We start from the raw sequence: 22,480 nt of genomic DNA on the forward strand, positions 1-22,480 counted from the left end.
GGAGTAATAATGAGCTGAATTCATTAAATTTTATTCATAAACAAGATTAAAAATGAGTGAATTTAATGTTAAAAATATGTTAAAATTATTGATTCTCATATTTCAGATTTGTTTTAATTATTTGCAAAGGCTTAGCTTAAAAAATACGATAACCCTTTCAGTGAATTTAAAATAATATCATTTCTAAGTTCTTGATTGATATTGATTATAAGTAATTTCAAGCTATATATCTGATTTTCGCGATTTTTAATAATCTTATTATTTATGATAAGCCTTTGGTTTTTGTATGTTTTTTCTTTGACTTTAAAATAACAATTTTTTTGATTTTATCCTTATATACTGCAAAATTCTTTGCCATATAGATTCTTTCTTTTATTTTAGAAATGTTGAAATAACATTTATTAATGAGTCGAAAATCGCTGATAGTATTTTTAGGTTTAGGCACGCTTGCTTTTGGGCAGGTGAAAAAAAGCATCATTTATTTTCCTCTGAATAAGGTCGCTTTGTCTGAAAGTGTTTTCAGCAGGGCGATGCAGACGGATAAGAACTACATGATGTCGATGGATGAAGACCGCTTACTGGCGCCCTATCTGAAAGAAGCAGGACTTAATCCTAAAAAAACAAATTATCCAAACTGGGAAAACACAGGATTGGATGGTCACATTGGCGGCCATTATATTTCAGCATTGGCGTTGATGTACGCTTCTACAGGCGATACAAAGGTAAAACAGCGACTCGATTATATGATTGACGAGCTGGAACGTTGCCAGAATCTTTCAGGAAACGGCTATCTTTCTGGTGTTCCGAACGGCAAAAAAATCTGGAAAGAAATCTCGGATGGCAATATCCGCGCATCCGCTTTTGGACTGAATGACCGATGGGTTCCATTATATAATATTCACAAAATATATTCAGGTTTGCGTGATGCCTATTGGTATGCAGACAGCGAAAAGGCAAAGAAAATGCTCATCAAGCTTACCGATTGGATGGCGAATGAAGTTTCAGGACTTTCCGATAATCAGATTCAGGAGATGCTGAGAAGCGAACACGGCGGACTGAGCGAGGTTTTTGCCGATGTTTACGACATTACAAAAAATGAAAAATATCTCAAGTTAGCACATCGTTTTTCGCATCTGGCCATTTTAAATCCTTTGCTGATTCACGAAGACAAACTGACGGGAATTCACGCCAATACACAAATTCCGAAAGTAATTGGCTTCAAAAGAATTGCCGATTTGGAACATAATAAAGAGTGGAGCAGTGCGGCAAATTTTTTCTGGACGAATGTTACTCAAAAACGTTCAGCAATTATCGGTGGAAACAGTGTCAGCGAACATTTCAATCCAACAACCGATTTCAGCGGAATGATTAAAAGTATTGAAGGTCCCGAAACCTGCAATACCTACAATATGCTGAAACTGACCAAAGAACTTTTTGCCACAAACCAGAAGTCGTCTTATCTGGATTATTATGAAAGAGCTTTGTACAATCATATTCTTTCCACTCAAAATCCTGAAAAAGGCGGTTTTGTGTACTTCACACCGATGCGTCCCGGTCATTACAGGGTGTATTCCCAGCCGGAAACCAGTTTCTGGTGTTGTGTAGGTTCGGGAATGGAGAACCACGCGAAATATAGCGAAATGATTTATGCACATTCGGATAATGATTTGTATATCAATCTGTTTATTCCGTCTGTTTTAAAATGGTCAGAGAAAAAGTTAGCTCTGAGACAGGAAAATAATTTTCCCCAAACACCTTCCACAAAATTAATTTTTGATCTTGTCCCAAAATCCGAAATCAATTTAAAATTAAGAGTTCCGGAATGGACGAATGCTTCACAGATAAGCGTTTCCATTAATTCAAAAAATATCAGTATTCCTGTCGATTCCGAAGGTTATATCAATATCAACAGAAAATGGAAAAAAGGTGATGTTGTCGAGATGAAAATGCCGATGCATCTTTCTGCGGAACAGCTTCCTGACAATTCAGATTATTATGCGTTCAGATACGGACCCATTGTTTTGGCAGCAAAATATGGCAAAGAAAATCAACAGGGATTATTTGCCGATGACAGCCGCGGCGGACATATTGCGCACGGGCCACAGATTCCTTTGAATGATATTCCAACAATTTTAGGAACTTCGACAACTGTTTTGGATCATTTAAAACTTGTTAATGAAAAAGATTTGACATTTAAAATTAGTGGCCTTTATCCTCAGAATAAATTCAGTACTGGATTGGAACTTGTTCCTTTTTATAAGGTTAAGGAAGAGCGTTACATCATCTATTTTCCTCAGGCAACTCAGGATAAAATCGAAATGATTCAGCAGAAAAAAGCCCAGGAAGAAGAAGCTGTCCGAAAACTGGATAACATCACCATAGACAAAATTCAGTTGGGCGAGCAACAACCGGAATCCGACCATTTTTTCGACAGCAAAGATGCTTACGATGGTTATATGGAAGACCGTCATTTCCGCGATGCTAAAGGTTGGTTCAGCTATCAGATGAAAAATAAGGACAAAAATGCAAAATACCTTTACCTTTTGTACTTTGATGCCAATAACAATCGTACATTGAATGCCGAAATCAACGGAATCAAAGTATTTTCAAAAGATTTTGAAGGAAAAATGGGAAGCTCACCACAAACATTGTTAATCCCGTTTCCCGAATCGGAAAAGAATAAAGAGACACTCACCATAAAATTTATTTCGGGCGAAAAATCTCTGACTCCAAAAATTATTGAAGTGAGATTACTGAATGAATTACCAAAATAAAACTAATATGTTAAATAATATTTTTACTAGAATTCTAGGATTGTTCCTGTTGATTTTCAGTCTTTGTGTTGAGGCTAAAATTAAACTTCCTGCATTGGTTTCAGATGGTATGGTTTTACAACGAAATCAGAAATTAAACCTCTGGGGAAAAGCCGATGCCAATGAAAAAGTAGAAGTTAAGTTTCTCAATAAAAGTTACAAAACCACTGCAGACCAAAACGGAAGCTGGAAAATCATTCTTCCAGAACAGAAAGCGGGTGGTCCGTACACAATGACAATCAACGAAATTACTCTTAAAGATATTCTCATTGGTGATGTTTGGCTGGCTTCAGGACAATCGAATATGGAATTGCCGATGCGCAGACTAACTCCATTATATTCGAATGAAATTAAAAATGCTAACAATCAGAATATCAGGTTTTTCACGGTTCCTCAGAAATATAATTTCAAATCGCCACAAACTGAATTGGATGGTGGAAAATGGGAAGCGACAAATCCTCAAACCATTCTGAATTTCTCTGGTGTTGCTTATTTTTTTGCTAAAGATTTAAGTGAAAAAAATAAAGTTCCTGTAGGAATCATTCACTCCAGTTTGGGTGGTTCGCCAATTCAGGCTTGGATGGATGAAAATTCTCTGAAAAAATATCCTGAATATCTGGAAGAAGCCAAAAAATGGCAGAACGATGATTTAATAAAATCTACAGAATCTTCAGAACAGGCGCTTAGCAAGGCTTGGTATGCAGAATTAGACCAAAGCGATATTGGACTCAATCAACATTGGGAAAAATTTGATTTAAATGATTCTGATTGGAAAACGATGCAGATTCCCGGTTCTTGGGAAGATAAGGAAGGTTCTTTTGAAGGTTCGGTTTGGTTCAGAAAAGAAATTACTTTAACGAAAAATCAGGCAGGAAAAGCAGCATTTTTGAATCTTGGAAGAATCAAAGACGCTGATGTAACCTACATCAACGGGACAAAAGTCGGAAACGTGACTTACGAATATCCGCCACGTTGGTACGACGTTCCAGCAGGAGTTTTAAAAGAAGGTAAAAACGTCATTGCTGTGAGAGTTTCCAACGGAAGCGGAAAAGGACAGTTCATTGCAGACAAGCCGTATTACCTTGAAGTCGACGGACAAAAAATAGATTTAAAATCCGAATGGAAATATAAAATCGGAGCAAAAATGGAAAAAATGGCTCCCGGAACAACTTTTATCCGTTGGAAACCTACGGGATTGTACAATGCGATGATTAATCCTTTGATCAATTATAATATCACTGGTGCCATCTGGTATCAAGGCGAAAGCAACACCGGAAAACCAAAAGAATATGGCGATTTATTAACCACGATGATTACAGACTGGAGAAACAAATTCAATAACAAAGAAATGCCGTTTATCACCGTTCAATTGGCTAATTTTATGGAGTCAAAAGCACAGCCGATAGAAAGCAATTGGGCGGAACTCAGAGATCAGCAGCGTAAAGTGTCATTACAAGTTCCGAATGCCGGGTTTGCCGTAATCATCGATGTCGGAGAATGGAATGACATTCATCCGCTGGATAAAAAAACAGTAGGAGACAGGCTGGCTTTACAGGCGATGAAATTGGCTTACGGAAAAAACATCGTTGCAGACGGACCGGTTTATCAGTCGATGAAAGTTGACGGAAATAAAATCGTTCTTATTTTCAAAAAAGAAACCGATGATTTTGCGCCAGTTTCAGAATTGAAAGGTTTTGCCATCAAAAATGCCGAAGGAAAATGGGCTTGGGCAAAAGCAAAAATCGAAGGTAAAACAATTGTGGTTTGGAATGATTCGGTAACAAATCCTGTTGCAGTCCGTTACGACTGGGCAGACAATCCCGATGGAAACCTGAAAAATAAAACGGGACTTCCCGCATCGCCTTTCACAACGGAATAACTAAAGGCTTAAATTCCTTAATTTAAATAAACTTGTTTATTTCTAATTTATTTAAACATTAAGGATTTAAGAAATTTAATAATAAGTAAAAATTTAAGAAATTAACAAGTCAATTTTATTTAAGAAAAATAAGTCTCTTAAATTCTTAATGTTTAAAAAATCTTTCATCTATCAGTTTATTATCTATTTATCTCAATAAAAAACAACCATAAACTATATGAACAATCCATCTCAGAAAATATCTGTCGTTGAAAAAATCGGCTACAGTTTGGGAGATTTAGCGGCCAATCTGGTGTTCCAGACTTTGGTAACTTATTTAGCTTACTTTTACACCGATATCTACGGATTAAAGCCGGAAGACGCTTCCATCATTACTTTGATTGTCGGGCTCATTGCCGGTTTTGGGTTCAATCCGCTGGTCGGCGCTTTGGCAGACAGAACACGAACCAAATGGGGGAAATTCCGTCCGTGGATTTTATTTTCTGCCGTTCCGTTGGGTGCAGCAGCACTTTTTGCATTCAGCACACCCAATTTTTCGTATCAGGGAAAAATGGTTTATGCAGCAGCAACTTACACAATTTTATTACTCCTGTATGCGGCTAATAATTTACCTTATGCAGCATTGAGCGGCGTGATTACAGGCGATATGGGCGAGCGAAACAGCATTTCCTCTTACCGTTTCGTAGCGGTAATGTTTGCACAGTTTTTTGTTCAGGTATTTATGTTGCCAATAATTTTATCGGCAGGGAAAGGTGACAAAGCAGCCGGAATCGAAATTGTAATGACCTGGTTAGCAATTATCGGAACGATTATGTTGCTCATCACATTTTTCACCACCAAAGAAAGAGTCATTCCAAAACCGGAGCAGGAATCCTCTTTGAGAGCCGATTTAAAAGATTTAAAGAAAAACAAGCCTTGGATAATAATGTTGGTGGTTACAGCATTGATTTTCATTACTTTGGCAATGAAAGGCGGTTCATACGTTTATTATTTCAACAATTATGTGGATGAAACTTCTTTGAAAAATTTCATTTCGCCGATTACCGCATTTTTCAGCTCCATCGGGATGAATTTCTTCGGTGAGAACCCTCGTTCAGCTGGTTTCGGGCTCTTCAATGCCGGCGGAATCATTATGATGATTGTTGGGATTACCTTCTCAAAAAGATTTGCCGATAAATACGGGAAAAGAGATGCGTTCATCGCTTCCCTGTTTATTTCAACTTTATTTATCGTTGCATTCATCTTTTATCCGCCAAAATCGGTAGGATTAATGTTCCTTTCCCAGATTCTGCACGGCTTTTTCTACGGAATCAGCACACCATTGCTTTGGGCAATGATTGCCGATGTAGCCGACTATTCCGAGTGGAAAAATAACAGACGCGCCACAGCAATTATTTTTTCCGCAATGATGGTAGGATTAAAGGTGGGATTAAGCATCGGAAGTTCATTGGTTTCTTCCATTATCGGGCATTACGGCTACATTTCATCCGAAGGAACCGAAAACGTTATCCAGCCGGAATCCGTTTCAAATGGCGCTCAGATGCTGGTCAGTATTTTTCCGGCCATTCCGTTCTTTGCGGCGTGTGGATTATTGATGTTCTACGAAATCAACAAAAAAATGGAGACTCAAATCGAACAGGAACTCAAAGAAAGAAGAAAAAAAGAAGATTAGTATTGGTTTAATTGTTTGGGCAGCTTAATCCGTCTTCCACTCCCGCTTTTTTGTTTCGCTTTGCTCCACAAAAAGAGTTCCGTTCAAGCCGGGCTGCGAGATTCAGCATAAAAACAAATTTTACCATTAAAGACAATATTGGCCATTCTTTAGATTTAGAATTTTAATAAAGAAAATCAAAATAGCAAAAGCTCCGTAGGAGCGAACTGTTAATAGCCAATATATAAAATAAGCCATCAAGCCTCGTAGAGGCGACCTGTTAAAGTTTCAGGATAATTAATAAAAAATTAACAATGAAAAAAATAGCCGCATTATTAGGAATTTTAGCCTTGACCGTTTCCTGCAAAACAGCAAGTTCGGCATCCTCAAAAGATTCCCTGAAAGATGCCTACAAAAATAAATTCTACATCGGAACCGCAATGAGCCTTCCGCAAATTGACGGTACTGATGTGAAGTCGGATGAAATCATCAAAAAACAATTCAGTTCCATTGTTGCGGAAAACTGTATGAAATCAATGTTTATCCAACCTCAGGAAGGAAAATTCTTCTTTGGTGATGCGGATAAATTCGTGGAATTCGGAGAAAAAAATAAAATGTTCATTATTGGTCATACCTTGATTTGGCATTCACAATTACCAAGATGGTTTTTCGTAGACAAAGACGGAAAAGATGTTTCGCCCGAAGTTTTGAAACAGAGAATGAAAAGCCATATTTCAACGTTGGTCGGCAGATACAAAGGCCGTGTAAAAGGTTGGGATGTGGTGAACGAAGCCATTATGGAAGACGGAACGTATCGCAAAAGCAAATTTTACGAAATTCTCGGCGAAGAATTTATTCCGCTTGCTTTCCAATATGCGCAGGAAGCTGACCCGAATGCCGAGCTCTATTACAACGACTACAACGAATGGTTTCCGGAAAAAGTAAAAACCGTTACCAAAATTGTTAAAAATTTGAAATCGAGAGGAATTCGTATTGATGGCGTTGGAATGCAGACCCACGTTGGATTGGACACTCCAAAACAGGAAGAATATGAAAAAGCAATCACCGATTACGCAGCGGCCGGAGTAAAAATCAATGTTACCGAAATGGAAATCAGCGCACTGCCTTCGCCTTGGGGAACTTCTGCCAACGTTTCCGACAAAGTAGAGTATGAAGCAAAAATGAATCCTTACACCAAAGGATTACCTGAAAATGTGACGAAAGAGTGGGAAAACCGCTATCTGGATTTCTTCAGACTGTTCCTGAAACATCAGGATAAAATCAGACGAGTGACATTGTGGGGAGTAACCGATGCCCAATCCTGGAAAAATGATTTTCCTGTAAAAGGCAGAACCGATTATCCGCTGCCATTCGACAGAAATTACCAGGCAAAACCTGTCGTTGAGAAAATCATTGGATTAACAAAAGAAAAATAAAATAAGCTTTTAAGATTTCAAAAATTAAAATAAATATTTTTCTCGCAGATTTAGCGAATTAAGCAGATTTTATTTTAAATAATCTGCGAGAAATTTAACTCAAAATCTATTATCTAAATATCTAAACTATAAAATGAACAAAGCAAAATACCTTTTCCCGAAAGATTATATGGCAGACCCTTCCGTACACGTTTTTGAAGGAAAACTTTACATTTATCCATCACACGACCGCGAAAGCGGAATCGAAGAAAATGACAACGGCGACCATTTCGATATGAACGATTACCACGTTTTCTCCCTTGATGACGTGGAAAATGGCGAAGTTACGGACCACGGTGTTGTTCTTTCGGTAAAAGATATTCCTTGGTCGGGAAGACAGTTATGGGATTGCGATGTGGCTTTCAAAAATGGCAAATATTATATGTATTTTCCTTTGAAAGACAAAAACGATATTTTCAGAATTGGTGTTGCAGTAAGCGATAAACCTTATGGACCATTCATTCCGGAAAAACATCCGATAATGGGAAGTTACAGCATCGACCCTTGTCTTTTTGAGGATAACGGAAAACACTATATGTATTTCGGCGGAATCTGGGGCGGGCAATTGCAACGCTACAGAAACAATAAAGCATTAGAATCTGCCATTCTTCCTAACGATAATGAGCCTGCCATTTCATCAAAAGTCGTGATGTTAAGCGATGATATGCTGGAATTTGGAGAAGAGCCGAAAGATGTCGTGATTTTGGACGAAAACGGAAATCCTTTGCTTCACGGCAATAAGCATCGTTTTTTCGAAGCATCCTGGATGCACAAATACAACGATAAATATTACTTTTCGTATTCCACAGGAGACACGCATTTGATTTGTTACGCAACAGGTGATAATCCTTACGGTCCGTTTACTTTCCAGGGTGAAATTTTGACACCTGTTGTGGGTTGGACCACGCATCACAGTATTGTGGAATTTAAAGGGAAATGGTATCTGTTTTTCCACGATTCTGTTCCAAGCGGCGGAAGAACCTGGCTGAGAAGTATGAAGGTTATTGAATTTGAATACGATAACGACGATAAAATCAAAACTATTGAAGGATTGGAAGACAATGAGTAATCCTTAATTTGTTATTGATTCTTAAATTGTTTTCATTAAAGAGAACCCGAAGGGTTCAACAAAAATAGCCATAGGTGAAACCTATGGAATATTAACGATAAAAAACCGAACCCGAAAGGGTTCAATATCAATAGGCGTAGGTAGAACCTATGGAATTTAAAGCAAAAATTTAAAATAATGCAACATTTCCGACATTACATATTACTGTTTCTAATACTTCCGTTAATGGCTTTTGCCGAAGACGGAAGTCAGTTATGGCTGAGATATCCAGTAAACTCAAAGCCAAGAAATATTGTGAATTCAAACAGTAAAAGTCCGACTATTGAAATCGCCAAAAAAGAACTGAATCAACATTGGGCAGGACAAGCCGTTGATTTAAAGATTGACAGATTTCCGGAAAATTTTAAAGACGGATATAAGATCGTTTCTACTCCGAAAAAAATCAGCGTTTTAGCGAAAACAGACTTAGGATTGTTGTACGGAAGCTACCACTTGTTGAATTTGCAACAGCAAAAAGCCAATTTTTCTAATCTGAAACTCGAAGAAAAACCTTCCTATGATGTAAGAATTCTCAATCATTGGGATAATCTCGATGGAACTATTGAACGGGGGTATGCAGGTCATTCACTTTGGAAGTGGGAAGATTTGCCGAACACCATTTCGCCGAGATACGAAGAATATGCAAGAGCAAATGCATCCATCGGGATCAACGCTACGGTTCTTAATAATGTAAATGCTTCACCAAATATACTTCGTGAAGATTATCTTAAAAAAGTAAAAGTTCTCGCGGATATTTTAAGACCATATGGTATTAAAGTGTATCTGTCCGTGAATTTTTCTTCGCCAAAAATATTGGGAAATACCAAAGATTCTGACCCGCTGAGCAAAGAGGTTCAGAAATGGTGGAAAGACAAGGCTACAGAAATTTATAAACTGATTCCTGATTTCGGAGGATTTTTGGTGAAAGCCAATTCTGAAGGTCAGCCAGGACCTCAGGATTATGGAAGAACACACGCAGACGGAGCGAATATGATGGCAGATGTACTGAAACCTTATGGCGGAATTGTGATGTGGAGAGCCTTCGTGTACAGTCCAAGCAAAGATGACCGTGCGAAACAAGCTCACCTGGAATTTGTTCCGTTAGATGGTAAATTCAGAGACAATGTCATTATTCAGATTAAAAATGGACCAATCGATTTTCAACCGAGAGAAGCTTTCAACCCGCTTTTCGGAGCATTGAAAAAAACTCCGGAAATGGTCGAATTTCAAATTACTCAGGAATATTTAGGACAGGCTAATCATCTGGTTTTTCTGGCGCCGTTATTCAAAGAAACGTTAGACAGCGATACATTTTCGGATGGGAAAGGTTCTACGATTGCTAAAATTACAGATGGAACATTAAGACCTGCAAGACTGACGGCTATTTCCGCTGTTGCCAATATAGGAGAAGATCAAGACTGGACGGGACATCACTTTGCACAGGCTAATTGGTACGCTTTCGGACGTTTGGCCTGGAATCACGATCTAACCTCGGAACAGATTGCAGATGAATGGATTAAAATGACTTTTACGGATAACAAAAACTTTGTAAATCCGGTCAAAGAAATAATGCTTACTTCACGTGAAACTGCCGTAGATTATATGATGCCGCTTGGTCTTCACCACATTTTTGCCGGCGGTCACCATTACGGTCCGGAACCGTGGGGTGATTACAAAGGAGGAAGGCCCGACTGGTCGCCGGTATATTATCATCAGGCCAATGCAGAAGGAATCGGATTCGACAGAACAAAAACGGGAAGCAATGCCATTTCGCAATATTTTCCGCCATTGAATGAAATTTACGGCAATATCAAGACAACTCCTGAAAACCTGATTCTCTGGTTCCATCATGTTCCTTGGGATTATAAAATGAAAGACGGAAAAACCCTTTGGGACGAGTTGTGTTACAAATATGATTTGGGTGTCCACGAAGTGAGAGATTATCAGAAGATCTGGGACAAAATGCAACCTTATATTGATCAGCAAAGATTCTCTGATGTTCAGGATAAACTGAAAATTCAGGCAAAAGATGCCGTTTGGTGGAAAGATGCGTGTCTCTTGTATTTTCAGACCTATTCCAAAAGACCAATTCCGTCTGATATTGAGAAACCTGTTCAACAGCTTGAAGATCTAAAGAAAATCAAGCTCAATATGGGACATCACAATTAATCAACCTATTTAAATTTAAACAAATAATTTCTAAATCTTTTGAGACAGGGAGTTGTTTGTTTTGTAAATTAAGTGTAAATTTAACACTTAAATAAAATTAACAATATAATCTATGAAATTTTTTATTGACACTGCCAATCTTGATCAGATAAGAGAAGCTCAGGATCTGGGAATTCTTGATGGCGTTACAACCAATCCGTCCCTGATGGCAAAAGAAGGAATCAGCGGGAAAGAAGCTATTTTGCAGCATTACAAAGACATTTGTGAAATTGTAGACGGCGATATTTCGGCAGAAGTCCTTTCCACGACCTATGAAGAAATGATCAAAGAAGGCGAGGAGTTGGCAGCCATTCATCCAAATATCGTGGTAAAAGTTCCCATCATCAAAGACGGAATCAAAGCCATCAAATATTTTTCCCAAAAAGGAATCAGAACTAACTGTACCTTAATTTTCTCAGCGGGGCAGGCACTTTTAGCGGCAAAAGCAGGAGCAACTTATGTCTCTCCGTTCTTAGGAAGGCTGGATGATGTTTCCACAGACGGTCTTAATTTAATCCAGGAAATCAGAACCATTTTTGATAATTATAGTTTTGAAACCGAGATTCTTGCGGCATCTGTCCGTCACGCAATGCACATCATCAACTGTGCGAAAATCGGCGCCGATGTCGTAACTTGTCCTTTGCCACCGATTTTGTCATTGCTGAAGCATCCTTTAACGGATTCCGGCTTGGAGCAGTTCATTAAAGATTCACAGAAAATGCAGTAATCTAAAATCATCAAATTTAAGTATTAGATCAAAAAGCAATATATTTCAGGTTGCTGTTAATTTAAAGAATTTGATGACCAAATTGGAAGATAATAATGTATTTGAACAATTAATAAATAAAAAAAATATCGTTATCTTTACGGATCAATCAAAAAGAACAATGCAGTTATTGATATGCCGGAGAAATTAATCAATTATACCAAAGAGGCTTTTCAAACAGCTTTCAGCTCAGACCCAGAACGGATTTTTCTTGCTCCTGGAAGAATTAATATTATTGGGGAACACGTAGATTATAGTGACGGTTTTGTGCTTCCGGCTGCCATCGACAAACATATTTGTTTTGCGGTAAAAAAAACAGACGATTCCAAAATTATTTTTTTTGCCAAAGATTTTAATGATTCTTTTAGCTTTGATGTTAATAAAAAACAGTTTCCGGTTTCACAGACTTGGGTCAATTATTTGTTAGGTGTTTTCAATGTCATTCAGGAATTAGGAAAAGAGGTAGGAGGTTTGCAGATTGCTTTCAGTAGTACGATTCCGATGGGTTCTGGTTTGTCATCGTCGGCGGCTTTGGAATGTGGTTTTGCTTATATTCTCAACGAAATTTTTGATTTAAATTTAAATAAAAAAGAAATAGCGGTCATCGGTCAGAAGTCTGAACATACTTTTGTAGGTGTAAAATGTGGAATTATGGACCAATTTTCGTCAGTTTTTGGAAAAGAGCATAAAGTGATTATGCTCGATTGCAACTCTTTGGAACATCAGTATTTTGAAGCCAATATTGATGGTTACAGCTTGGTTCTTTTTGACAGTTGCGTGAAACATACCCACCTTACTTCCGGCTACAACGACCGAAGAAGAGATGTTGACAACGGCAAAAAAATATTATGGGAAAAGTTTCCCGAAATACAGAAATTCAGGGATTTTAGTTTTGAAATGCTTGATAAAGTGAGGGAGGAAATGGGTGAGGTTTCCCACAAAAGATGTCTATATCTCCTTAAAGAAATTAAGAGGGTAGAAGAAGCTGCAAAAGCTCTGTCCCACAGTGAGGTAGAATATCTTGGTCAACTTTTGAACGAAACCCATTCCGGACTTTCGACTGAATTTGAAGTAAGCTGTGATGAGCTTGATTTTATGGTTAAGGAAACTTTAAAAGAAGAAGGTGTTTTAGGGGCACGGATTATGGGGGGTGGCTTCGGAGGCTGCAGCATTAACCTTATTAGAGATGAAAATGTCGATCAGGTTATCGAGGCTATCAGTGCTAAATATAAAAAGGCTTTCGATATCGAAATGAAAGTGTACAGGGTGAAAATATCAGACGGAATTAATGAATACAAGCGAGATGAAATCGTCATTTAATCAAAAAGACCATCCTCACAGAAGATATAATCCGCTTTTGGACGAGTGGATTCTTGTTTCTCCGCAACGAGCAAAACGACCTTGGCAGGGGCAAACAGAAGAAACATCAGAAGAACAGCTTCCTGCTCATGATCCGGATTGCTATTTGTGCTCAGGAAATGTTCGTGTTAACGGCGAAAAAAACCCTGACTACAAAGGTGTTTACGTGTTTGATAACGATTTCGGTTCATTGATGAAAGATGAAGTCGATTTTTCTGAGCAACCGTCGGATTTTTTTACGTTGAAGCCTGAAAGAGGGATCAATCGTGTGATCTGTTTCTCTGAAAATCACAGTCTTACGTTGCCTGAAATGGAGGTTGATGATATTAAAAAAGTTGTTGATGTTTGGCAAAATCAATATAAAGAACTGGGAGCATTGGATTACATCAACCACGTTCAAATTTTTGAGAATAAAGGTCAGGTGATGGGTTGCAGCAATCCGCATCCACACGGACAGATCTGGGCGCAGTCTTCTATTCCGTCCAGTGTTCTTAAAACCCAGGAAAACCTTAAAAAATATTTTGACGAAAAAGGAAAGTCTCTTTTGGAAGATTATGTGAAAAAAGAGCTGGAAATCAATGAAAGAATTATTCTTGAAAATGAAGATTTTGTCGCAGTGGTTCCGTTCTGGGCAGTGTGGCCTTACGAAACAATGATCGTGAGCAAAAGAAAAATTGAAAATCTGATTGAATTTTCTGAAGGAGAAAAGCTTTCTTTAGCTTCAATTTTAAAAGATTTAACCACAAAATACGACAATCTTTTTGAGGTTTCATTTCCATACTCGGCAGGAATCCATCAATCTCCAACCGACCATAAACCTCATGCTGAATGGCATTTTCACATGCATTTTTATCCGCCATTGCTGAGAAATGCAGAAGTGAAAAAATTCATGGTGGGTTATGAAATGCTTGCAGAACCGCAACGTGATGTAACTCCGGAGCAAAGTGCAGAGATATTGAAGAGTCTTTCGAATATTCATTACAGATTATAATAGAAATCCTGATGAAAAGTAAGGATTTAATCGATATATAGTAGTTTTAACAGAGTAATATTGAAATATTTGATAAAGGTTTTGTCTGTATCTTACCAGTAATTTAAACGCAAGTTTTCATTGAGATCTTTATATTGAGTAGGAGTCGCACCTGTAATTTTCTTGAAGAATCTAAAAAAATGTGGAGGGCTTTGCACGAGGTTCACAATTAAGTCCTGCAGAGTTGTTTTTATATATATTTTTTACAAAATCCGAAAACAGCAGATCGAAAGGGAGAGAAACTTTACAGCGTCTGTTTGAAAGATCTGATAACAGAGATAAAGATACTGATGAAAAAGCTGTAGCAGCACAGGCAAAAGCTATTACTGGGTGGGGAATAACTTCCGATATTGATGATATTTTTGATTCTCTTCCATGAATGGCAACTTGAAGATTATCGTTTCCATAGGAAATAAGTATTTTATCTTTTTCAATATCACCTCTGAAATACTCAAAATTCAAAGTTTTGGTAGGGAAATCATTGTAAACTTCAAATTTACTTCCGTCATACTTTACAATTCCGTTTTCGGTAGCCAACCAGATGGCAGCAAAGTATAATTCGGTAACTGCGGCAAACTATGCCATGACGACTTCCGATTTTTATGTTTCGTATAACGGAACGGCTAATGCTTCTATGACGCTTCCTGCAGCAATTTCGGGTGCAGGGAACTTCAAAGGTCGTCTTTATACCATTAAAAAGAATACGTCTTTCATGGTAACCGTTACGCCTTAAGGCTCTTAAATAATTAATAATCAGACAAGTATATCAATTGGAGGAAACCAAACGGTGCAGGTCATCAGCACAGGTCTTACAGGGGCGACTACTACTTGGGAAGTATATTCAAAATCTACTCAATCGGTTGATGCATTGGTAAGAGTTTCTAATTCTTCTTCCTATACTATTGGTACTGGGATTAACGTGGTAGACTTTAATAATGTAGTGTTTGATGTGAATTCTAATTTTGATCTTAGTAGAGATCGATTCACGGCTAAAACAGCGGGTTATTATTTATTCACAATCAGCTTCCAAAGTTTAGCAGGATTTAAGCGCTACAAAAATCTCAGATTAATTATTTGAGTTATATAAAAATAATTTTAGATATTCTACAGCAAAATTTTATTGCTGATAGTTGAAAAAAACATGTCAATTTATTATCTTATTGTTCCCCATTAAGTGTGACCTCTCTTCATGAGAGGTTATTTTTTTTTAACAATATTACCCGATTTTTATTCTATTTTGATTAAATGATTAACCATCAACAATAATTTTATTTAATATGATCGATTTTTAAGAGATTTTTAATTCTAAGATTTGCTCTTCCCCACGAGTTTAACTAACTTTGTCGGTAGGATATGCTGGAAAGATTTTATCAATATATATATAGTTTGTCATTTGTGTTACTTACCGTTTCGGGTTTGTATTACGGGCAAATGCAACAATATATTTCTACAGATACTCCTTCCGATATAGATTTTACCACAGATGTTCTGATTAAGGAAGTTCAGGAAACTGAACATTCTTTTGCATTTCTCAAAAATCAGACAGATTACGAATTATACAATCTTACAAGGCCACACTACAACAAGATTCGGGCGCTTTCTGAAAATGAAAATGACAATGAAAATGACGAGAAGGTAGAGTCTTCAGATTCTCCGGAATTCGCTATGCTTTTGAGAGAAGATTTCTGGAGCCTCATCTCTGGTTTTGTAAAAACATTTCATAACAGGCAAATTGCCGTTTCCCTTGCTCATTCCGAACACTTAAAGCTTCAATATGATGATCTGTATATCCAGTACAGGGTCATCCGACTGTGATTTTATTCTATTTTTTTCGAAAAACCCCTTAAAGTTTTCAATTATAATTTGAAAGCTTAGAACTCTATTTTTCAATTTTAAAATATTATAAAATTATTATCATGGTCAAGAAAAGTCTCATGTATATAAGCTTGTGCCTTATTTTGTTGTGTGTAAGCTGTAATTCTGAGAAAAAAGAAAAAGCAGAAGAAGCATCATTCAATGTTACAAGTCCGCTTATAAAAGATACTTTAATCGATAAAGATTATGTGGCACAAATTCGTTCCATCAATCATATCGAGCTTCGTGCGCAGGAAAAAGGATATATTCAATCTATTTATGTGGATGAAGGGCAATTTGTTCAAAAAGGTCAGCTTTTGTTTAAAATCATGCCTAATTTGTATGAATCTGATGTAAATCGTGCTAAAGCAGAAGCAAAATATGCCGAAATCGAATATCAAAATACCAAAAGTTTATCCGACAAAGATATCGTTGCACCACAAGAAATGGCGATGGCAAAAGCAAGATACGAAAAGGCTAAAGCCGAACTTGCCTCTACCAATACCCACTTAGGATTTACCGAAATTCGAGCTCCTTTTACCGGAATTGTCGGAAGATTGCACGTAAGAAAAGGAAGTCTGGTAGATGATGGTGAACTAATCACTGAATTGTCTGATAACAGCAAAATGTGGGTGTATTTTAACGTTCCGGAAGCAGAATATCTGAATCAGATGAGTGACAGAAAAACAAATGACCCGATGCACGTTCGTCTGAGAATGGCTAATGGTAAAGAATTCTCTCAGGATGGTATCGTAGAAACCATTGAATCTGATTTTAATAATGAAACCGGAAACATCGCTTACAGAGCTACATTCCCGAATCCTAAAGGTCTATTAAGATTTGGTGAAACAGGAAATATTGTAATCACATCGCCATACGCTAATGCTTTGCTGATTCCTCAAAAAGCGACTTTTGAAGTTTTAGAGAAGAAATATGTGTATGTGGTGGATAAAAATAATACGGTGAAGGCTCGCGAAATAAAGGTGGCTGCAGAGTTACCTCATATTTATGTGGTTTCTTCAGGATTAAATAAAGAAGATAGGATATTGCTGGAAGGGCTTCGTAAGGTTCAGAACAATCAGAAAATTGTGAATAAATACCTTAAGCCTGAGCAGATAATGTCCAATTTAGATTTGTATTCAGAATAATTAAAATTGCATCAATTATGTTTAAGAAAATAATTCATCGACCCGTTTTTGCAATTGTAATTTCTGTTATTATTCTGTTTGTAGGAGGTTTAGCGATTAAATTACTGCCTACGGAACAGTTTCCACAAATTGCACCTACAACGGTGGCGGTAAGTATTGCCTATCCGGGATCCAGTGCAGATGTATTGGTAAAATCTTCATTAATTACCATCGAAAATGCCGTAAATGGAGTGCAGGGAATGAGATACATGTCTACAGATGCTACAAGTGCCGGAGAAGCGACTGTAAATGTTGTTTTTGATCCTGGAACCGATCCCAATATTGCCACGGTTTTAGTTAAAACAAGAATAGATCAGGTAATGCCTCTTTTGCCAGAACTGGTTCAGAAAGAAGGAGTTATTGTAAATCCTGTACAGCCCAGTATGTTGATGTACGTGAATCTTTACAGTAAGGATAAGAGTATGGATGAAAAGTTTCTGTACAATTATTCTACTGTAAATGTTATCCCCGAAATCAACCGTATTCCGGGGATCGCAAGATCGCAGATTTTAGGAAGCCGAAGATATGCGATGCGTATTTGGCTGAATCCCGAAAGAATGCGGGCGTATGATATTTCAGTAGATGAGGTGATGAAGGCGATTGGAGAGCAGAGTATCATCGGGCGCCCCGGCAGAATCGGACAAAGTTCTGGAATTGCAGCCCAAACGTTGGAGTATGTACTGACGTATAAAGGGCAATATAATAAGCCCGAAGAATATGAAAATATTATTGTGCGCGCCAATTCGGAAGGAGAAAATATAAAACTGAAAGACGTTGGTAAAGTAGAGTTAGGAAGCGAATTTTTTGATATTTATTCTAATTTGGATGGTCACCCCTCTGCTTCAATTGTATTAAAACAAAATTACGGAAGTAATGCAAGCGACGTAATCAAAGGCATTAAATCTAAAATGGAGGAACTTAAAAAGAACTTCCCTCCCGGTGTAGATTATAAAATCAGCTATGATGTTTCTAAATTTTTAGATGCTTCTATTGAGCAGGTAATCGATACGCTAAGAGACGCTTTTATATTGGTTGCTATTGTTGTTTTCATCTTTTTGGGAGACTGGCGTTCTACATTAATTCCTATTATTGCAGTCCCTGTTTCGCTAATTGGCGCATTCTTCATCATGCAGCTGTTTGGGTTGACCATAAACCTTGTAACATTATTTGCATTGGTACTGGCCATCGGTATTGTGGTAGATGATGCCATTGTTGTTGTTGAGGCCGTTCATGCCAAAATGGAAGAAAAAAATCAGACTCCGTTTAAGGCGGTTCAGGAGGTAATGGGAGAAATTTCAGGGGCGATTATTGCCATTACGGCGGTGATGGTTTCTGTATTCCTTCCAATTTCATTCATGTCTGGCCCTGTGGGAACATTCTTTAGACAATTCTCTATCACGATGGCGAGTTCTATTGTTATTTCAGCATTAATTGCACTTACCTTAACACCGGTGCTGTGTGCGATGTTGTTGAAAAATAATCATGGTAAGCCTAAAAAAGTAACCCTTTTTACAAGATTTATCGATTCTTTTAATCGTCTGTTTGATAAACTGACAGGGAAGTATGCTGCATTATTAAAAAGAATTGTCACCAGAAGAGCTTTAACATGGACGGTTTTAGCCATTTTCAGCGCCGGAATTTTCTTTGTTAATAAAAATCTTCCCGGTGGTTTCATTCCGACTGAAGATCAGGGAACTATTTATGCGATTATCCAGACGCCTCCGGGATCTACTTTGGAACAAACTAATAAAGTTTCCAGAGAATTACAGGGTATTGCAGAAAAAGTAGATGGTGTAGAATCTGTTTCTTCTTTAGCAGGTTACGAAATTATGACGGAAGGTAGAGGTTCAAACGCCGGTACGTGTTTAATTAACCTTAAACCTTGGTCGGACAGAGAGCATTCTGTAAAAGAAGTGATGGAAGAGTTAGAAGAAAAATCAAAAGATTTGGGCGCTACCATCGAGTTTTTCGAACCGCCGGCTGTTCCGGGATTTGGTTCTTCAGGAGGTTTTTCCATGAGATTGTTAGACATCAACAGAGATACCAATTATCAGGAGTTCGATAAAGTGAATAAAGATTTTATGGCAGAACTAAAGAAGCGTAAAGAGCTTACAGGAGTATTTACTTTCTTCGCTGCCAATTATCCGCAGTACGAATTGGTTTTTGACAATAATGCTGCCATGCAGAAAGGAGTCTCTATCGGTAAAGCGATGGATAATTTAAACATACTAATTGGTAGTACTTATGAACAGGGGTTCATTCGTTTTGGGCAATTTTTTAAAGTATATGTTCAGTCCGGGCCTGAATTCAGAAGACTTCCAACAGATATTTTAAATCTCTATGTTAAAAATGACAGAGATGAAATGGTTCCTTATTCTGCATTCATGACCATGAAGAAAACACAGGGACCAAATGAAATTACACGTTATAATATGTACAATTCTGCCGCGATCAGAGGACTTCCTGCTTCGGGATACACCACTGCTGATGCCATTCAGGCGATCAACGAAACGGCAGCAAAAACTCTGCCTCATGGTTACAAAGTGGCTTGGGAAGGGTTGTCTTATGACGAAGCCAATCGTGGTAATGAGGCTATTTATGTATTTCTTGTTGTTTTAATCTTCGTTTATCTGGTTTTAGCGGCGCAATACGAAAGTTTAATATTACCGTTGGCGGTTATAACTTCTTTGCCAGTGGGGCTTTTCGGGTCTTTCTTTTTGTTGAAAGCAATGGGGCTTCAGAATGACATTTATGCACAAGTAGGTCTTATTATGCTCGTCGGATTACTCGGTAAAAATGCTGTTTTAATTGTGGAATTTGCCGTGCAGAAACGTCTGGAAGGAATGTCGATTGCCGATGCTGCGATCGAAGGGGCAAAAGTTCGTTTCCGTCCTATTCTAATGACATCATTTGCATTTATTGCGGGGATGATTCCTTTGGTATTGGCTCACGGAGCGGGAGCCATCGGAAATCATACAATCGGGGCATCCTCAATGGGAGGAATGATATTCGGAACCGTTTTCGGCGTTGTCATCATTCCGGGACTCTATTACATATTTGCAAAATGGGCAGATGGTAAAAAAATGATTAAGGAAGAACAAGAATCACCATTTAGCGAAGACATGATCCACTATGAATAAGAATAAAATATATCAATATGCAGGTACGGCATTCTTTTTATTAAGTCTCGCGGCCTGCAAACCTATAGACATACAGCAGCGTGCTGAAAACAGAACGGTTCCTGAGAAATTTGCATCGGCAAAAAACGATACTATCAATATTGGAAAGCAAAAATGGAACGAATATTTCAGCGATCCTAATCTTCAGAATCTGATTAATCAGGCATTACAGAATAATCAGGAATTAAATATCGTTCTTCAGGAAATCGAAATTTCTAAAAATGAAATTAAGGCTAAAAAAGGAGAATATTTACCTTCGGTGGGTTTAAAAGCCGGAGTTGGGGTAGATAAAGTAAGCCGTTACACCAATATCGGAGCCATGGAAGCCAATACCGAAATGGAGCCCGGAAAAGAAATGCCGGATCCTCTTTTTGATTTTGGAGTGGGCGTTCAGGCAAAATGGGAAACCGATATTTGGGGTAAACTTCACAATGCGAAAAGGGCTCAGGTTCAGCGATATTTGGCAAGTGTGGAGGGCAAAAACTTCATGATCACCAACCTAATTTCAGAAATTGCAGATTCGTATTATGAATTGTTAGCTTTGGATAATGAATTGGTTATTTTAAATCAAAACATTAAAATTCAGGAAGATGCTCTAAATATTATCAAAGATCTGAAAAAGTTTGCCCGCTCGAATGAATTGGCAGTGAAAAGATTTCAGGCGCAGGTTTTGAAAACCCAGGGAATGCAGTATGATATTCAGCAGAAAATTGTGGAAACTGAAAATAAGATCAATTATTTGGTCGGAAGATTTCCTCAGCCTGTGGAAAGAAGTCAGAATTTTGATACGACCATTCCACAAACGGTGTATGCAGGAATTCCTTCAGAACTGCTGGAAAACCGTCCAGATATCAAACAGGCTGAATATGAATTAGCCGCTTCAAAATTGGATGTTAAATCGGCAAAAGCAAGATTTTATCCTTCTCTGGACATCGGTGCCGGTTTTGGATTACAGGCTTTTAATCCAACCTATTTAATTAAACCTGAATCGTTTCTGTTTTCTTTAGCAGGCGAATTAACAGCTCCGCTGATTAACAGAGCAGCAATTAAAGCGTCATATTATAATGCTAATGCTAAACAGGTTCAGGCAGTTTATCACTATGAGCAAACGGTTTTGAGCGCTTATATTGAAGTGGCAAATCAGCTTTCTAAAATTAAAAATTTAGAAAATAGTGTAGATATCAAAACGAAGGAAGTAGATGCTTTGACGAAATCCATCGACATTTCCAATGATTTGTTTAAATATGCCCGCGCTGATTATATGGAAGTTTTGCTGACTCAGCGTGATGCTTTAGAATCGAGATTCGAACTGGTTGAAAAGAAAGTCAATCAGCTGAAAGCAAGTGTTGCTGTGTATCGGGCTCTTGGTGGCGGTTGGGATCAGAATCCTGTGGTTTCACCAGAACCTGAAAAAAAATAAATCTCATAACATTAAATTTTTTCTTAAAGAAGCTTATCGGAAGATGAGCTTCTTTTTTTAGTAATAAATTTTATGAAATTAAAAAGTCCCTAAGATAAACCTAGGGACATTTTAGATAAGTGAAATCAAATTTAACTTTATTGAATAACTAAATACGTTGCATTTTCTGATGGAATGTAAAACCAAAAAGAATCTGTTATTGTTCCGTCAATAAAAGTAGAACCACTCCAGCCGCAATTATTGAAAGCAGTATTATCTGCCATATTGTGTTCTACCGTATCATAAACTGTGTCGCCCGTAATTGGATCTTGCGCCTGATACCATGCAAATTCCCAGCGAGTAAGAGGAGAGATTGCAGTTAGTAATCCGGAAGGTATTGCTACCTGGGTTGGCATTGTGCCAGTGGTAAGTGATACAGACCATCCTGTAGTATAAGGTAATGCATCATTAAAATTCTCTATTACATCTTCGGTAGCCGCTGGAAATCTTATACTCGTTGAAGCCAAAGGTAAACAGTTCGTGGTATTTCCTGCTACTATTCGTACAGTAAG

Annotated in this window: 17 protein-coding genes; 16 read left to right on the forward strand and 1 reads right to left on the reverse strand. The window is 37.8% G+C overall.

Annotated elements, in window-relative coordinates; translation table 11 throughout:
• The first annotated feature begins 404 nt into the window (after positions 1-404).
• The 16 genes from ABEG63_RS12710 to ABEG63_RS12785 all read left to right on the forward strand — a co-directional run bounded on the left by ABEG63_RS12710 (position 405) and on the right by ABEG63_RS12785 (position 21,929).
• Positions 405-2,774: a glycoside hydrolase family 127 protein gene (locus ABEG63_RS12710; RefSeq protein ID WP_346585256.1), complete on the forward strand. Its 2,370-nt coding sequence runs from the start codon at positions 405-407 to the stop codon at positions 2,772-2,774.
• A 7-nt stretch (positions 2,775-2,781) separates the two neighbouring features.
• A complete protein-coding gene (locus ABEG63_RS12715) occupies positions 2,782-4,692 on the forward strand; it encodes a sialate O-acetylesterase (RefSeq protein ID WP_346585258.1) in 1,911 nt (636 codons plus the stop codon).
• Between the two features lie 217 nt (positions 4,693-4,909).
• Positions 4,910-6,364 carry an MFS transporter gene (locus ABEG63_RS12720; protein ID WP_346585260.1) on the forward strand — a complete coding sequence of 485 codons (1,455 nt, stop codon included), beginning with the start codon at positions 4,910-4,912 and terminating at the stop codon, positions 6,362-6,364.
• Positions 6,365-6,657: 293 nt separating this feature from the next.
• The gene (locus ABEG63_RS12725) at positions 6,658-7,779 is read left to right on the forward strand and encodes an endo-1,4-beta-xylanase (protein ID WP_346585262.1); all 1,122 of its coding nucleotides are present in this window, start codon (positions 6,658-6,660) and stop codon (positions 7,777-7,779) included.
• A gap of 133 nt (positions 7,780-7,912) precedes the next feature.
• Positions 7,913-8,887: a glycoside hydrolase family 43 protein gene (locus tag ABEG63_RS12730; protein ID WP_346585263.1), complete on the forward strand. Its 975-nt coding sequence runs from the start codon at positions 7,913-7,915 to the stop codon at positions 8,885-8,887.
• 177 nt (positions 8,888-9,064) lie between these two features.
• Complete coding sequence (locus ABEG63_RS12735; protein WP_346585265.1) at positions 9,065-11,095, forward strand: alpha-glucuronidase; 2,031 nt, start codon at positions 9,065-9,067, stop codon at positions 11,093-11,095.
• 112 nt (positions 11,096-11,207) lie between these two features.
• A complete protein-coding gene (gene fsa, locus ABEG63_RS12740; RefSeq protein ID WP_346585267.1) occupies positions 11,208-11,861 on the forward strand; it encodes a fructose-6-phosphate aldolase in 654 nt (217 codons plus the stop codon).
• Positions 11,862-12,035: 174 nt separating this feature from the next.
• Complete coding sequence (galK, locus tag ABEG63_RS12745) at positions 12,036-13,220, forward strand: galactokinase (protein WP_346585269.1); 1,185 nt, start codon at positions 12,036-12,038, stop codon at positions 13,218-13,220.
• A complete protein-coding gene (locus tag ABEG63_RS12750) occupies positions 13,189-14,250 on the forward strand; it encodes a UDP-glucose--hexose-1-phosphate uridylyltransferase (RefSeq protein ID WP_346585271.1) in 1,062 nt (353 codons plus the stop codon). The genes galK and ABEG63_RS12750 overlap by 32 nt, the downstream gene beginning before the upstream one ends.
• Positions 14,251-14,431: 181 nt before the next feature.
• The gene (locus ABEG63_RS12755; protein WP_346585272.1) at positions 14,432-14,668 is read left to right on the forward strand and encodes a hypothetical protein; all 237 of its coding nucleotides are present in this window, start codon (positions 14,432-14,434) and stop codon (positions 14,666-14,668) included.
• Positions 14,669-14,830: 162 nt separating this feature from the next.
• Positions 14,831-15,022 carry a hypothetical protein gene (locus ABEG63_RS12760; RefSeq protein WP_346585274.1) on the forward strand — a complete coding sequence of 64 codons (192 nt, stop codon included), beginning with the start codon at positions 14,831-14,833 and terminating at the stop codon, positions 15,020-15,022.
• Positions 15,023-15,076: 54 nt separating this feature from the next.
• Positions 15,077-15,367, forward strand: a complete 291-nt coding sequence (locus tag ABEG63_RS12765) for a hypothetical protein (protein WP_346585276.1) — start codon at positions 15,077-15,079, stop codon at positions 15,365-15,367.
• A gap of 308 nt (positions 15,368-15,675) precedes the next feature.
• Entirely contained in the window at positions 15,676-16,104 is a 429-nt protein-coding gene (locus ABEG63_RS12770) for a hypothetical protein (RefSeq protein ID WP_346585278.1), read from the forward strand.
• Between the two features lie 101 nt (positions 16,105-16,205).
• Complete coding sequence (locus tag ABEG63_RS12775) at positions 16,206-17,291, forward strand: efflux RND transporter periplasmic adaptor subunit (protein WP_346585279.1); 1,086 nt, start codon at positions 16,206-16,208, stop codon at positions 17,289-17,291.
• A 17-nt stretch (positions 17,292-17,308) separates the two neighbouring features.
• A complete protein-coding gene (locus ABEG63_RS12780; protein WP_312393965.1) occupies positions 17,309-20,470 on the forward strand; it encodes an efflux RND transporter permease subunit in 3,162 nt (1,053 codons plus the stop codon).
• Positions 20,463-21,929: a TolC family protein gene (locus ABEG63_RS12785; RefSeq protein WP_346585281.1), complete on the forward strand. Its 1,467-nt coding sequence runs from the start codon at positions 20,463-20,465 to the stop codon at positions 21,927-21,929. The genes ABEG63_RS12780 and ABEG63_RS12785 overlap by 8 nt, the downstream gene beginning before the upstream one ends.
• 137 nt (positions 21,930-22,066) lie before the next feature.
• Here the strand turns inward: ABEG63_RS12785 and ABEG63_RS12790 are convergent, their stop codons facing one another.
• Positions 22,067-22,435 (reverse strand): hypothetical protein, encoded by a 369-nt coding sequence (locus tag ABEG63_RS12790; RefSeq protein ID WP_346585283.1) that lies wholly within the window; start codon positions 22,433-22,435, stop codon positions 22,067-22,069.
• Positions 22,436-22,480 lie beyond the last annotated feature (45 nt).

It is taken from the genome of Chryseobacterium sp. C39-AII1, from assembly GCF_039672645.1.
Classification (GTDB): domain Bacteria; phylum Bacteroidota; class Bacteroidia; order Flavobacteriales; family Weeksellaceae; genus Chryseobacterium.

What these genes read in the sequence shown, in the direction of transcription:
- ABEG63_RS12710 (WP_346585256.1), top strand. Translation starts at nt 405, where the DNA reads ATGAGTCGAAAATCGCTGATAGTATTTTTAGGTTTAGGCACGCTTGCT.
- ABEG63_RS12715 (WP_346585258.1), top strand. Translation starts at nt 2,782, where the DNA reads ATGTTAAATAATATTTTTACTAGAATTCTAGGATTGTTCCTGTTGATT.
- ABEG63_RS12720 (WP_346585260.1), top strand. Translation starts at nt 4,910, where the DNA reads ATGAACAATCCATCTCAGAAAATATCTGTCGTTGAAAAAATCGGCTAC.
- ABEG63_RS12725 (WP_346585262.1), top strand. Translation starts at nt 6,658, where the DNA reads ATGAAAAAAATAGCCGCATTATTAGGAATTTTAGCCTTGACCGTTTCC.
- ABEG63_RS12730 (WP_346585263.1), top strand. Translation starts at nt 7,913, where the DNA reads ATGAACAAAGCAAAATACCTTTTCCCGAAAGATTATATGGCAGACCCT.
- ABEG63_RS12735 (WP_346585265.1), top strand. Translation starts at nt 9,065, where the DNA reads ATGCAACATTTCCGACATTACATATTACTGTTTCTAATACTTCCGTTA.
- fsa (WP_346585267.1), top strand. Translation starts at nt 11,208, where the DNA reads ATGAAATTTTTTATTGACACTGCCAATCTTGATCAGATAAGAGAAGCT.
- galK (WP_346585269.1), top strand. Translation starts at nt 12,036, where the DNA reads ATGCCGGAGAAATTAATCAATTATACCAAAGAGGCTTTTCAAACAGCT.
- ABEG63_RS12750 (WP_346585271.1), top strand. Translation starts at nt 13,189, where the DNA reads ATGAATACAAGCGAGATGAAATCGTCATTTAATCAAAAAGACCATCCT.
- ABEG63_RS12760 (WP_346585274.1), top strand. Translation starts at nt 14,831, where the DNA reads ATGGCAGCAAAGTATAATTCGGTAACTGCGGCAAACTATGCCATGACG.
- ABEG63_RS12775 (WP_346585279.1), top strand. Translation starts at nt 16,206, where the DNA reads ATGGTCAAGAAAAGTCTCATGTATATAAGCTTGTGCCTTATTTTGTTG.
- ABEG63_RS12780 (WP_312393965.1), top strand. Translation starts at nt 17,309, where the DNA reads ATGTTTAAGAAAATAATTCATCGACCCGTTTTTGCAATTGTAATTTCT.
- ABEG63_RS12785 (WP_346585281.1), top strand. Translation starts at nt 20,463, where the DNA reads ATGAATAAGAATAAAATATATCAATATGCAGGTACGGCATTCTTTTTA.